This window comes from Paenibacillus germinis, from assembly GCF_013141785.1.
Taxonomy (GTDB): Bacteria; Bacillota; Bacilli; order Paenibacillales; family NBRC-103111; genus Paenibacillus_E; species Paenibacillus_E phytorum.
The window spans coordinates 80,584-94,268 of sequence record NZ_WHOC01000076.1; the positions used below are offsets into that span (position 1 = coordinate 80,584).

The 13,685-nt window shown below is 45.5% G+C and carries 11 protein-coding genes and 1 riboswitch; all 11 genes read right to left on the reverse strand.

What is annotated here, in order from left to right; translation table 11 throughout:
- Window position 1 precedes the first annotated feature (1 nt).
- Window positions 2-205, reverse strand: a complete 204-nt coding sequence (gene thiS / locus GC102_RS15480; RefSeq protein WP_171690349.1) for a sulfur carrier protein ThiS — start codon at window positions 203-205, stop codon at window positions 2-4.
- The gene (thiO, locus tag GC102_RS15485; protein WP_171690350.1) at window positions 189-1,511 is read right to left on the reverse strand and encodes a glycine oxidase ThiO; all 1,323 of its coding nucleotides are present in this window, start codon (window positions 1,509-1,511) and stop codon (window positions 189-191) included. Before thiO ends, thiS begins: the two co-directional genes overlap by 17 nt.
- Entirely contained in the window at window positions 1,512-2,132 is a 621-nt protein-coding gene (locus tag GC102_RS15490) for a thiamine phosphate synthase (RefSeq protein ID WP_171690351.1), read from the reverse strand. It abuts the gene before it with no gap.
- Window positions 2,133-2,922: 790 nt separating this feature from the next.
- A riboswitch (TPP riboswitch) is annotated at window positions 2,923-3,021 on the reverse strand.
- Between the two features lie 82 nt (window positions 3,022-3,103).
- Window positions 3,104-4,222, reverse strand: a complete 1,119-nt coding sequence (locus GC102_RS15495) for a Gfo/Idh/MocA family protein (RefSeq protein ID WP_171690352.1) — start codon at window positions 4,220-4,222, stop codon at window positions 3,104-3,106.
- A 42-nt stretch (window positions 4,223-4,264) separates the two neighbouring features.
- A complete protein-coding gene (locus GC102_RS15500; protein ID WP_171690353.1) occupies window positions 4,265-5,122 on the reverse strand; it encodes a sugar phosphate isomerase/epimerase family protein in 858 nt (285 codons plus the stop codon).
- Window positions 5,119-6,624 carry an MDR family MFS transporter gene (locus GC102_RS15505; protein ID WP_171690354.1) on the reverse strand — a complete coding sequence of 502 codons (1,506 nt, stop codon included), beginning with the start codon at window positions 6,622-6,624 and terminating at the stop codon, window positions 5,119-5,121. Before GC102_RS15505 ends, GC102_RS15500 begins: the two co-directional genes overlap by 4 nt.
- A 21-nt stretch (window positions 6,625-6,645) precedes the next feature.
- Entirely contained in the window at window positions 6,646-8,184 is a 1,539-nt protein-coding gene (locus GC102_RS15510; RefSeq protein WP_171690355.1) for an ABC transporter substrate-binding protein, read from the reverse strand.
- A 60-nt stretch (window positions 8,185-8,244) separates the two neighbouring features.
- Entirely contained in the window at window positions 8,245-9,135 is an 891-nt protein-coding gene (locus tag GC102_RS15515) for a carbohydrate ABC transporter permease (RefSeq protein ID WP_057304174.1), read from the reverse strand.
- Between the two features lie 20 nt (window positions 9,136-9,155).
- Window positions 9,156-10,025, reverse strand: coding sequence for an ABC transporter permease (locus GC102_RS15520; RefSeq protein WP_171690421.1), 870 nt, complete (start codon window positions 10,023-10,025; stop codon window positions 9,156-9,158).
- 276 nt (window positions 10,026-10,301) lie between these two features.
- Entirely contained in the window at window positions 10,302-11,918 is a 1,617-nt protein-coding gene (locus GC102_RS15525; RefSeq protein WP_171690356.1) for a response regulator transcription factor, read from the reverse strand.
- Complete coding sequence (locus GC102_RS40340) at window positions 11,890-13,665, reverse strand: sensor histidine kinase (RefSeq protein ID WP_171690357.1); 1,776 nt, start codon at window positions 13,663-13,665, stop codon at window positions 11,890-11,892. Before GC102_RS40340 ends, GC102_RS15525 begins: the two co-directional genes overlap by 29 nt.
- Window positions 13,666-13,685 lie beyond the last annotated feature (20 nt).

Genomic DNA, 13,685 nt, shown 5'->3' on the forward strand with positions numbered 1-13,685 from the left:
ATTATCCCCCTCCAACAAAATGAACGATTTCGATTTTATGTCCTTCGGAAAGCTCAACTTTCGCGTGATCTTCTTTTTGTAAAATGTTTTCGTTATGTTCCACGACGAGCATTTTCTCACTCAAATCAAAATGCTTGAGCAGCTCTTCAATGGTTCGGATAGAATCTGGAATATCTACGCTTTGCCCATTAATGTGCAGCTTCAATGCTGTGCAGCTCCTTTCCTATGGCTGAAAATTGTTTCCCTTCACGCCGCCCAATCCGCTTCGATTGCCCAGATAGATCAGGACTAAAAGCATCGAGCAATGATTCCATAGCCGAAAAGGTCTGTGCTTCTGTTCTTGTTCCTGTTCCTGTCACTGTCCCTGATGTTGTCTCTGATCCTAATTCTGTCTCAGATCCTATCTCCAATACCAGCTCCAGCTCAGGCTGAAAGGAATCCTCTCCACCACCTAAAACAAAATCCGCGATCACCTTCCCGGTGACCGGACTGAGCAAAATCCCATTGCGGTAATGCCCGCAAGCAGCATATAAACCCTCGTACGCCGGCACTTTGCCGATGTACGGCAGCCCATCTGCCGTCTGCGGTCGCAGACCCGACCAAGCTTTCTCCCACTCGGCTTCGCCAAGAGCGGGCATAAGCAGCCTCGCGCGATCCATCAGCTCAGCCAACCCAGCCAGCGACACCTTGCGGTCGTAGCTGTTCGGCACTACCGTCGCGCCGACCAGCAGTCGTCCTCCGGCTTTCGGGACGATATAACACCCTGTCGTGAACAGGGTCTTCCTGAGCAGCGGCTTCGTCGTAAGGACAGAGAAGCACTCGCCCTTCACGGGATACATCGGCAGGTCGACGCCGATACGTGCCATTAGCTGTCCGCTCCACGTGCCAGCAGCCACAACGACGTTGTCGCTATAGAGCGGACCTTCGCTCGTCATAACCCCGACGGCTCGGCCTCGCTCCGTCAGCAGCCCTTGTACCTGGGCGAATTCTTGCACCTTCGCCCCCAGCACCCGGGCTGCCTGCGCGAACGCCGCCGCCAGCAGCGGTGCCTCTACCTGCCCATCGCCCGGCAGGTATAAGGCTCCGCGCGTCGCCCCGCTCAAGGCGGGCTCGAGCTTGGCGGCTGCAGCTGCGCTCAGCCACTCCGCCTGCTCGCCCGCAGCGCGTTGGAGCTTCTCCCTCGCGCGCAGCTCCTGCTCTTGAACGTCGCTGAGCGCAACGTTCAGCAATCCTTCACGGACGAGGCCGATGTCGATGCCCGTGAGAGCTTTCAATTCCTCGCTCAGCTGAGGGAACATCGCTCGGCTTTGCCGGGCCCACTGGAAAAGCGGCCCCGTATCCTCCATCTCGGATTGTGCTCCGAGCATGCCACCCGCCGCCGCTGAGGCCTCCATGCCAAGCCTCCCGCGTTCGAGGAGCATGACGGACTGGCCTCTCTTTGCCAGGTTATAGGCGATGGAGGAGCCAATGACTCCGCCGCCGACGATGATCACATCGTTCATATGTTTCATTTATCCCACCTCCTTTCGCTCTAGTACTTTGGCGTAAGCTTTCACTGCTTCTGAAGGGTCTTCCGCTTCCCAGATCCCACTCATCACTGCTATACCAGAAGCTCCCGCTTCCAAAACTGATCCTACACGTTCAGGTCTCATGCCTCCGATAGCAATAATCGGAATTGATACTTGGGCTGCCACATCTCTGAGCGACTCCAACCCCCGAGGTGGGATACCCAGCTTAGAATTCGTAGGAAAAATATGACCGAACATCACATAATCTGCACCCTCCCGCTCTCGTTGCTTAGCTTCCTCCGCACTATGTATCGATACGCCAGTCCTCTGCACTCCCTGAGAGAATTCTCTTAGGGTTGAAAGCGGCGGGGTGCTGCCCTGGAGTTGTAATCCGCCTAAAGCTGCAGCCGTAACAATGGACGGGTAACCATTGATATAAAGGCTTTTCGCCGGAATACCTGATTCGAGCAGAAACTGAACACCTAAGAAAATCTCGTCTAATGATTTCGTCTTTTCACGTATATGAATAGCTGTAACATGGGGGTGAATCTGAGCTGCAATCGCCGCTAGTTCCGTCCAAGACAACTTGCCATTGGAAATGACATGCAGTTCATATCCTGACATATTGAGGCTCAACTCCCTTCCTGAGCATTGCTAAAAATAACACTACAAAATGAGAAATTCCCTTATCCAGCTTCATCTCGGGTTTAAAGTATGTCTTTCATCACTACGGAGACACTTTTCCCCTTCGCATACACTTTAGCGGTATAAAACATCCCTAAAATCACTAAATACTCACTTACAACCAGCAAGCAGCTACTCTAACGATGAAAAACATCACTAACCCACCTGCTAGATTATCTATTCCAACTTTAGCGATGAAAAACATCCCTAAAATGGCTCAATACCCACTTACAACCAGAAATCAGCTACTCTAACGATGAAAAGCATCGCTAACCCACCTGCTAGATCATCTATTCCAACTTTAGTGATGAAAAACATCGCTAAAATCACTCAAAACTCACTCACAATCAGCAATCAGTTACTCTAACGATGAAAAACATCGCTAACCCACCAGCTAGCTCATCTATTCCGACTTTAACGATGAAAAACATCGCTTCAGAGTGGACATCTCCCTAAATCATCCTCATCTTTTTGTTTTAAGCATGTTTTTCATCGCTACGGAGGTTCTTTTCCCCCTCACACTGTCTCTAGCGATGAAAAACATCACTAAAGTGCAGGAATCCAAATAAAATCACAAAATTAAGGCCCAGCCAACTTTCTTTACCACACTGTATGGAATGGGTTTAAATAATCAATTTCACCCCAAAACTTAATTTCAGGCATGAAAAAAACCACTTTTCCAAAGAAAAGTGGTTGTAGGTTGCCGCCTAATAAACATACAAAGATGGCCTCAATGATCGTTCCACTTTCCTCCGCTGGTATGACCCAGTTCAGGTTCAAAGGGTTCAGATTGCTCTGTCTCAGCCTTGCGGCGCCCCTAGGGATTCATTCGTATGCAATTGTTAAATATCATAGCACGTCATCCATCACTTGGAAATAAAAATTTTCATTGAAAATTTTTACTCCTTTTTCTATTCAACAGATCTATCAGCAATCTCGATCGTTTTCCCTGTTTTTGCCGATTCATAGATTGCCTCCAAAATCTGGGTAACAACATATGCTTGTTCAGGTTTGACAAGTGGCTCCGTGTCTTGGAGAATACTCTCCAGCCATTGTCTGGCCTCTTTCACGCCTGGATCTTCAGCGCCTGCGTCGAAATAAGCAATGCCGCCACCCGTAGTTGCCTTGGTTTCGACTAGCTTTCCAAACTTGGCGCTGTTAAACACCAACTCACCTTTGCCCATAGCAGGACTGCCTTTCATTTCCGCGCCACCTTCTGTTCCGCACAGGGTAGTCATGGCTTCTCTGGTATCGGTTATATTCAGCGCCCATGCGCATTCCAGGAATATCGTTGCACCATTCTCCATTTTGATAAATCCGAAAGCCGAATCTTCAACCTCATAGCTTTTCGGATCCCATGGACCGAATATGTTGCCTTCGAACTTATCGCCTAGTTTGTGAAATACCGATCCTGTCACCGATTTTGGCTTGTAATTGTCCATGAACCAGAGAGATAAATCCAGCGCATGCGTGCCAATGTCGATCAACGGTCCGCCACCCTGTTGCTCTTTGTCTGTAAATACGCCCCAGGTAGGAACTCCGCGTCTGCGAAGGGCGTGTGCTTTGGCCATATAAATATCGCCGAACTCCCCATGGCGGCATGCTTTGTACAATACTTGCGAATCGTCTCTGAATCTATTTTGATAACCAATGGTCAATTTTCTTCCTGTCCTCTTGCTTGCCTCTAACATCTTTTTAGCTTCAATCGAATTGATGGCCATAGGCTTTTCGCACATGACATGCTTACCTGCCTCCAGCGCAGCTACCGTTATGAAGGAATGCTGAAGATTGGGAGTCAACACATGAATAACGTCAATAGACTCATCTTGCAATAATTCCTTATAGTCCAAATAAACTTTCGCCTGCTCCGTTCCAAATTCCTTTGCAGCTTTCACGGCCCGCTCTTCAACGATATCGCAGAAAGCGACCATTTCGCCTAAATGGGTGAGTTTGGCTAAAGAAGGCATATGCTTTTGGTTGGCAATGCCGCCGCAGCCTATAATTCCGATTTTTAATTTAGCTGATGACATGATCGAACACTCCCTATGATCAAATTCGCCATTTAAGCGGCTCTATACATACTTTTGCAAAACTTTTAAATCATTCTCAATACTTGTAAATTTATCGTCGCTTATACCCTCATTTTCAACAAAGGCATATTGGATAGTGCCCATTTCTTTTATTTTGTCGTAGGTGGCTTTGAAGTCTATTACGCCGGTTCCAAGATCCACAAAGTCACCTGCTTGTATGTATCCCTTCCCGCGATATAGCTGCATCATATCCAAATCTTCATCACCTGGCTGGAGGGCGTCAAATACGTTTAGAATGACGATATCTTTATTTAAATCTTTCTGATGGACGATATCGCATCGGCTGCCTAATTTCTCAAGAACGGCCATGGGATCAAGTCCTGCGCGCATAACCCAGACCAAATCCAACTCAAATTTGACATAGGACGGGTCCGTATTTTCAACTAAAATATCGTATAAGGTCGTATCTCCCCATCTTTTGAATTCATGGAAGTGATTATGAAAGTAAAATTGCAACCCGTTTTCCTTGCATTTTTTCCCGATTGCATTCAACTGTTCTGCGGTTTTCAGTGTATCTTCACGATTTTTGATCCAGGCAGACGGCAATACAATCGCTTTACATCCAAGTTCAGCATTTTCTTGAATTAACTGGTCCCAATTCCGGGCATCTTGATCCAGTCGTTCATGGGCAGCTATGGGCTTAAGCCCTAGTTCATCCAGCTTATTTTTGATGGTTTGCAAAGGGAATGAATCACTGTATCGGATGCCTGTCATAAAATTGGTGGTGATTAATTCCACATTGGTATAGCCTGCTGCAGCTACCTTTTCAAGGGTGCCAAAATAGTCGTTGTTTAGGGCCTGAAAGACTGAAAATAAATTGACGCCAATTGAAATACTCATTTTAACTGCTCCTTTTGTGTTAAATTTTTAAAGTCCCCAAGCTTATGGATCGCCAACTTTTCATTCCTTGGTTTGCCTCTAAACAGCGTCCATACGAGAGGAAGGCCAACTAATACGATCAACGTCGCCACGATATACACGTCATTGGAGCTCATCGTGAAGGCTTCCGCCTTCAGCAACTTTCGCTCGGCTTCCGCAGCCCCATCTAGACCAAGCGCTTGGTTGTGTACGGTCAACCGTGATGCAATAAGTGAAGTAAACAACGCGATTGAGAAGGAACCGAAGACTTGGCGGATCCAGTTATTCACCGATGAAGCGTGACCGGACAGTTCACGCGGGATGGCCTCCATACCGATATTGGTAAGCGGCATGATCGTTAACGAAAGCCCGATGTAGCGTATGGTCAGCCACAGAGTGATGTACCATTGCGATACGTTCACATCCAGACGTCCTATGGCTAACGTTCCAACCGCGATCAAGAGAATTCCGGAAACGATCAGCCATTGCGGGGCTATTCTCATATACAGCTTGCCGACAAGCGGCATCACGCCTGCCATCGCAAGTGTTGCCGGAAGTAAGACCAAACCGACCTCCAGCGCGGATGCCCCCTGAACATTCTGCAGGAACACCGGTATCAAATAGGCGCCTGAATACAAGTTGAGTGTAATAATGGCCAGCACGGCAAGGCTAACCGTATATTTCACATTGACAAATACCTTTAAATTCAAGAGTGGCTCGGGGACCGTCAATTCTCTCCGAATGAAGCACCCGAGCATCAGGAAGCCGAAAGCGAGCAGCGATAGCGTTCTCCACGAGCTCCATCCCCATGCATGTGCTTCGCTGAAGGCGATCAGGAGGGAGCCGCTGCTCAAAATTACGGTAACAAAGCCGGGCAAATCAAACGTTTTCGGTGTATTCAGTTTGTAATAGGGAATAAGCCGCCAAGCGACTGCAACTGCCGCAATGCCGAACGGAATGTCCATGAAGAACAGCCATTTCCATTCGAACTTTCCGATCAGCCAGCCCGCCAATAGAGGTCCGAACGCGGGCGAAAGCATCGTCGACAAGGTCCACATGCTGAGCGCAAACGCCTGCTTTGCTCGGGGTATCAGCTGATAAAGGATCGTCATCGTGGCCGGCAAGATCATACCGCCAAATATACCCTGTACAATTCGAAACGCAATTAACGATTCAATACTCCATGCAAAAGCGCAAAGCCCTGAAATCAGCGTATAACCAATAAGCGCAGCGACATAAAGGTACTTGGTGCTGATCTTTTCCCCAAGATAGCCGGTGACGGGAGCTACCACTCCGGTTGCCAGTAAGTAGCCCGTCATCGTCCACTGCATAGTCGTCAAATCGGTATGAAATTGACCCATCAACACGGGAAACGCTACACTTATCGAGCTCATTCCGAGTGTCGCCAGAACGGACCCAAAAAAAATCGCAGTCATTACTGGTACAAACGGTATGTTTCTCTCCTGTATCTCTGTAGGGGACATGCAGCTACTCCTCGCAAAATACTACTTATTGGTTTTCGCCCATTCATCAAGCTGCTTTTGCTTCTCAGCTATAATTTTGTCCATACCTGAAGCCTTCATTTTGCTTATAAATTCAGGCAAGTTTTTATCCGGATCCAGCGTACCGGTTTCCAAACCTAATTTAAACTGGTCCTTCACGCTTTGAACAGCAGCCACTTCCGTTTTAACTGGATCGACTGTGAAGCTGAAGCCGAGCGCTTTTGACTTTTTGGACGATTTGTTGAAATCAGCCTGATCTTTCCAAAGACTAACAGGATCCGTTTCCCAGATGTAGGAAAGGAATTGATTGCCCCACTCCCATCCATGATTCGGGCTATAGGTGGCATTCTGCGTATCGACGCCATTCGGAAAGCTGATCAAGTCACCCTTTTTGACGTAGTGCTTTCCTTCAATGCCATAGTCGATCAAGTTGATCAACTCTTTGTCGGAGTATAGCAAGTTGAGGAACATCATGGCTCTCTCCGGATCCTTCGAGTTTTTGGCGATACTGAACATGATGTTTGCAATCGACGACGTAGAAGTGACAGGTGGGATAATGCGAGCTGCAACCATCGGTGTGCCCGTCAAGATGGCTTCCTTCGTTTCATAGCCAGGCTTCATATGCACTGTAAAGGAAAAAGCTTTGCCGGCCTTCACAAGGTCTTCAGGGCGAATTTTGTTTGTAGCGATATCCTTAGGGATATAGCCGTCCAAATACCATCTTCTGACCATTTTCAATAAATCCGCATATTGCTTCGTTTCAAACCAATTGACTACCTTCAGGTTATTATCATGGTCCGGCAGCACGCCGTTATCATCATTCAAAGGGTCCATAAAGCCAGGTGCAATGGACGTTATAAAGGACGTACCTCCGCCTTCCGGAACAATAGCCGCCATATTCGGCTCGTTATCTTTGACGACCTTGAATACGGCATCCAAATCATCAAAGGTTTTGATTTTGCTCAGATCAATCTTGTATTTATCAACAATATCTTTGCGCATCAGGATACCGTAGTCGGCTGCCCAGTCGCGTACGCTAGGTATGCCATAAAGTTTACCGCTGGCCATCGTCGCTTTTTGAATCTCCGGTGTGACGACCTTGACAATATCCTGTCCATATTTCTTAAGTAGATCCTCTAAAGGAACAAGCTGTCCCTTTGCTGCTTGCGTACCGTAGCCGAGTGCTGTCAAAGTGACTAGCAAGTCCAGATTTTCATTGCTCGCAAGCATCAGATTGATTTGTTGCTGATATGCAGCAGGGTCAATAGGCACAAATTTAACCGTTGCATTAATTTTCTCTTTGGTTAGTTTGTTAACGGCATCTTGGACCTCCTGCAGATCCTTGTTGTTACCAATTTTATAGTAGGCCACTGTTAGTTCATAAGGTTTTAAATCTGACTTCGCCTTTCCTGTTTCCCCTGACGCGCTTGGTGCGGTTGTAGCTGTAGAGCCACCGCCACCACTGCTGCAAGCCGTCAATAGAAGAGAAACGGCTATCATTCCCGCTAACACTGTTTGGACGCTCTTTCTATTCCCTCTCATTTTCGTAGCCTCCCTAGTTTTATCTAGCATTTATGCTAACCGGCTGATGCCGAGTATAGCCTAGCCTTTGACTGCTCCAATAACGAGACCTTTGACGAAATATTTTTGAAAAAAAGGGTATGCAATCAGCAATGGAATAGTCCCAATAACCGCCATAGCCATCCGGACCGATTCCATCGGAATGTTACTGCTTGCAGCAAGTTCCGTTGTGCTGCTGCTCGCGTTGCTTGACAAAAATTGCGCGTTTAACAAAATCCGGTTTAACAAATTTTGCAAACTGAACAGCTTGCTGTCGGTCACATAGATTAATCCGTTGAACCAATCGTTCCAATAGCCGATCGTTTGCATCAATCCGACCGTAGCCAGAATGGGAAGAGAGAGCGGAAGCACGATCTGGAAAAAGATTTTAAATTCCCCAGCCCCGTCAATGGACGCTGATTCAATAACCGGGGTCGGGATTGAAGTCATAAAAAAGGTTCGCATAATCAGCACGTAAAATCCGTTGGATAACAAACCGGGAATGATTAAGGCCAGCAGTGTGTTTTTCATATCGAACACTTGTGTATATACCAGGTAGGTGGGGACCAGACCTCCGTTAAACAGCAGTGTGAAAAACACAATAAACGAGAGCGGCTTGCGAATCAGCATATCCTTTCTAGATAATGGATAGGCGCATAGGGCAGTAATGGACAGCCCCACAAACGTACCAACTACCGTAACTAGGATGGTTATGCCGTACGCCCGAAATATGTTGGAGGAATCGTTCCACAAAAATTCGTACGCTGCCAAGCTGAATTTACTCGGTAGGAAGGAATACCCTTCTGATACAATGGTCATTTCATCGGTAAAAGAAGTAATCACGAGCAGAAAAAACGGAAGAAGACAGAGACAAACAATGCCAATAAAGAAAACATGAATGATCGCTTGGTACAGTTGGCTTTTTACTTTCAATTGAATTCCCTCCCTCCTTATTAAAACAAAGCGTTATCGCTGTTTCGCTTGCTCACCACGTAATTCGAGATGAGTACGAGAATGAATCCCACAACGGATTGATATAGGCCCGCTGCCGAAGACATGCCGATGTCGCCTAATCTTAGTAAAGCCCGATAGACATACGTATCGATAACGTTGGTTGTAGGAAAGAGCGCGCCCGTATCAAGCGGTACTTGATAGAACAATCCGAACTCCGAGTAAAATATACGGCCGATTTGCAGCAGCGTCATAATCACGATAACCGGAGCGATTAAAGGGATTGTAATGTTCGTGATCTGCTGCCATTTACTTGCTCCGTCAATCCTAGCCGCCTCGTAATATTCAGGGTCGATTCCAATAATCGCCGCTAAATAGATGACACATAAGTATCCAACATGCTTCCAAATGTTCACAAAGGTCAAAATATACGGCCAATATTTGGCTTCGCTATACCATGAGATTGGATCCATTCCAAGCATAGGCAGGACTTGTTTATTAATGTAACCGGTTTCTCCACTTAGCATGGCAAGCACCAAATAACCGACAATAACCATAGAAATCAAATAGGGGATGAGAATGACGCTTTGGTAGAACCGGGCAAATAATTTCTTCTTCACTTCATTCAGCAAAATAGCTACGCCGACGGCGATGATTAAATTAATGATAATAAAAGCCGAATTATATAGAATCGTATTTCGGGTAATCAGCATAGCGTCGGAGGTTTTGAACAGGTACTCGAAATTTTTTAATCCTACCCAATCACTGGCCCAAATTCCTTTCGTAAAGTTAACGTCTTTGAATGCGATGATCAAGCCAAACATCGGCAAATAGTTGTTGATGATTAGATAAATGATTTCGGGTATGACCATCACAAACAGTGGGGCATACCTCCATAACTTTCTCAATTTTTTTCTAGTTATTGATTTCGTTGCCGTTATCCCAGAAGCTGTCGTGGTCGCTGAGTTTGTCCTAGTTGTTGTCGTTGTCCCCACATCGTTCCCCCCTCATCCGTTATACTCTCATCATATAGTTCTGCCACTTTGCACTCTACCTGTTTCCCGACTTCCTGTTATCGCATTTCCGACTTCTTTTTGAACAAAAAAAGACCGAACCCGAGAAGGGAACGATCTCATGTTTAAGGAACTTTATGTCTGGTAAGTTTCATATAATTTGCGGTAATCCTGTGGATTAATGGCCGTCGCTTTCTTGAACATTTTTGAGAAATGGGAAAAATTATTGTAGCCCACCGAAGAGGCGATGCTTCCAATCGGAAGATCCGTCTTCACCAGCATCTCTTTAGCCAATTCTACCCGTTCCTGAAGAACATAATCAGAAATCGTCAAGCCGGTTTCTTTCTTAAAGATTCTTGTCAGGTAGTCTGGATTCATATTCACATGGCTGGCGATATCCTCCCGCGAAACATCTTCGTTGATGTGCTGAGCGATATAGTGTTTCGCTTTTTCCACAACGGTTTGGCTTTCATCCACTATATTAATTCGACGTGCAGCTTCTTCGATCATCGTGTTTATCCATTGTCTGAGATCAGCTATGGAACGGGAAACGGACGATGCTTGCATAGACAGGAGTTCTTCCGAAAAAACCTGATGCGCCCTCAGGCCTTTATAATGCAATACGTGATGAATCATTTGCAGAAAGTCCTCATAAAATCCGCGCAGCAATTTGGCATCGAGTCTTTCCATTTGCTTCATCGCATCCAAACTTTGATCGATTTCTTTCAGCAGTTTCCCTTTGCATCCACACTTGAGCATTTCCGCCCAACCGTTCATTTTAGGCAGCGGAAAGGTATCGTAACTGCATTGTTGTTCACTCAAGAAGAAAATTTTATTCGTTTTTGTAACATTGTGTGATTCCATCGTGACTAAGGATTCGAACATCTCCAGCATTCCCTCCATCAATACGGGAGCACCGATATAACAACAAAGATCACAGAAAAAGTAATGATTACAGGCATCGATATACCCCTGCATTTCGCTGGAAAGCTTCTCTTTATCGATCCTGCTATCCGGGTCGACCGAGAGGATGATCAGTAACCCTCCGCTTTTGACCTGAACGATTTGGCCTTTGGCCGCTTTCCATACAGCCAATTCTTCCAAAGAATTACGCAAGGCGTATTCCATTATTTTTTCTTCACGAAGAGTCAGTTTTTTATGCCAACGCTGAACACTGATCCATATCGGCACAAATAAGGCTGTATCGCTATAAGGTATATTTTGCTTCGCCATAATTTCTTTGATTTGAACCTTATTCGAAGGGATCGACCTATGTATTAAATCCTGCCAAAAACGCTCAACAACCATGGGTTGGTACGATTCCCATAACTGATAGTAGTGTTTATAGGTTTCATTAAATTGGACTAATCCTCTTTTCTTTTCCAGTTGTTCGATGGCTTTGCGAACGGCTTTCTCCAATTCCGGAAAACGGACAGGTTTGAGCATGTAATCCAGACTTCCCAATTGAATCGCTTTTTGCGCGAATTCGAAATCAGCATGACAGGTTAAGAAGAGGGACTCGGTATCCGGAGAGTGTTCTTTGACCCAAGATAACAGTTGAAATCCGTCACCTTCCGGCATTTCAATGTCGCAAAGCATAACATCAATTTTCTGAGTCCCAAAGATTTCCTTCGCCTGTCGAATGTTAAAAGCTTCATGAACCTTTGAAAACCCAAGCTGGTCCCACGGTACCCCCGCTTTTATCCCTCGTACAGCATAAATTTCATCGTCCACGACCAGCAATTGAAGCATAGCCTTCTCCGCCTTTCTTCTCATGAAATGGGATGAGAATTTCAATCACTGCGCCGTGCCCCGCACCATTTGTAAACATGATCTGGGCTTGATCTTGATACAGCAGGCGCAATCGACGCTGCACATTCCATATCCCGATATGATGACCTTCTCCGTTACCGATATCCATTTCCATCTGCAGCCGAGCCAAAACGTCTTCAGGGAATCCTTTTCCAGTATCCTGCACCCGTATACGGATTCTATTAACTTCTATGGCTTCAATGGTTATACCAATATGAACCTGTTTATCCATGCTAACTGCATGTTTGATCGTATTTTCGACAAAGGTTTGAATAACAAGCGGAGGAACCAAACTATCCATCAGATTGTCTGGAACGGATAGATCATAGGTCAAATTTTTGGGAAACCGCATCTCCTGGATACGAAAGTAATTAAGCGTATGCTCGACCTCATCCCTTAAAGCGACGAATGCCATGTTACTCCGAAACATAAAGCGAAAATATTGTACGAGACAAAGCGCCATTTCCTGAATCAATGCAAAGTCTTTCACCTGCGCCAAATTATAAATAATGTTTAAGGCATTTAAAAAGAAGTGCGGATTAATTTGAAGCTGCAAATGCTTGAGTTCGGCCTTCTGATGATTTAATTGTTCTTCCAAAACATTGATTTTCAATTCTTGTATTTGCGATATCATGCGATTGAAGGATTGGTTCATCTTGTCGAATTCAATGACAGAAGGGCTGTATGTGATGCGGACGTCCAAATTCCCGTCTTCTATTCTCCTCATAGCCATCATGATCCTGTTTATCGGAATCAAGATGATTTTCCTCAAAAGAAATAAAATAAAGGGAAACAAAACGAGTGACCCCATCAAAATGAAAGATACAATACGGCGAAGGAAAGGAAGATTCTCCAGAATGATGCTGTCTGGTATGACAGCGATTAAGCTGAACCGACCTTTACCGGATTTTTCACCTACGACTAGAAATTTCTCATCTTTTCCCGTGAGTTTGTAATCCGTTCCATCATCATTCAAATTTATTTGATTTTCTTGTACAAATGCTTGGTTAGCCATCGCTTCGAAATGGTCCGTAGCTAGCAGAGCCCTACCGTTGTTGCCCAAATCGACCAGGTTCAGGGGAACCATCAATTTGCTCGCATCCGTCCATGCCCCGATATAGACATTTCCATATTTGATCACTCGGGTCAAAAAGTATTGATCGCCGAGCTTTAGCATGAACCATTCTCTCAGACTTGTCTGATTTGAACCATCGCGTTGATCCTGAAAAATGGTCTTAATGCTATTTTCAACGGCTTCCTGTCTGGTGTAAGTGACTTGATCACTCATAACTGTCAATAAATCTTGATTCGGCTCCGAGTAAACAAAGAACATATCCATTAATTTATAGCTAGGGAGGTCTTTTAACAGCTTATTATTCAATTGAATTTTCGTAAAAGAGTACCGATCGGCATTTTGATCTCGCTGCACATCAAGTACCAGCAGTCCTGTATCTTGCGCAGCGAAGTTGAATAAATACTTATCTACCTCATCCAAATTCCGGTCGATCTGTCCCATATATAAGCTGATTAAATTTTTATTCGATTGTGCTACCTGATTTCGAACAACTTTGATTGCATATAGATTGTTGTAGATCATGAATAGCACGATGGGGATGACAATAATCAGCAAACCAAATATCAGCTGAAAACGAAGTGATTTGAACAGAGGCAACGTACGAAATTGCACAGCTGATAGACCTCCCCTCT

Excerpts from the sequence above, each read along its gene's own strand:
- thiO (WP_171690350.1), bottom strand. The coding sequence starts at position 1,511 with ATGAAACATATGAACGATGTGATCATCGTCGGCGGCGGAGTCATTGGC.
- GC102_RS15490 (WP_171690351.1), bottom strand. The coding sequence starts at position 2,132 with ATGTCAGGATATGAACTGCATGTCATTTCCAATGGCAAGTTGTCTTGG.
- GC102_RS15495 (WP_171690352.1), bottom strand. The coding sequence starts at position 4,222 with ATGTCATCAGCTAAATTAAAAATCGGAATTATAGGCTGCGGCGGCATT.
- GC102_RS15500 (WP_171690353.1), bottom strand. The coding sequence starts at position 5,122 with ATGAGTATTTCAATTGGCGTCAATTTATTTTCAGTCTTTCAGGCCCTA.
- GC102_RS15505 (WP_171690354.1), bottom strand. The coding sequence starts at position 6,624 with ATGTCCCCTACAGAGATACAGGAGAGAAACATACCGTTTGTACCAGTA.
- GC102_RS15510 (WP_171690355.1), bottom strand. The coding sequence starts at position 8,184 with ATGAGAGGGAATAGAAAGAGCGTCCAAACAGTGTTAGCGGGAATGATA.
- GC102_RS15520 (WP_171690421.1), bottom strand. The coding sequence starts at position 10,025 with ATGGTCATACCCGAAATCATTTATCTAATCATCAACAACTATTTGCCG.
- GC102_RS15525 (WP_171690356.1), bottom strand. The coding sequence starts at position 11,918 with ATGCTTCAATTGCTGGTCGTGGACGATGAAATTTATGCTGTACGAGGG.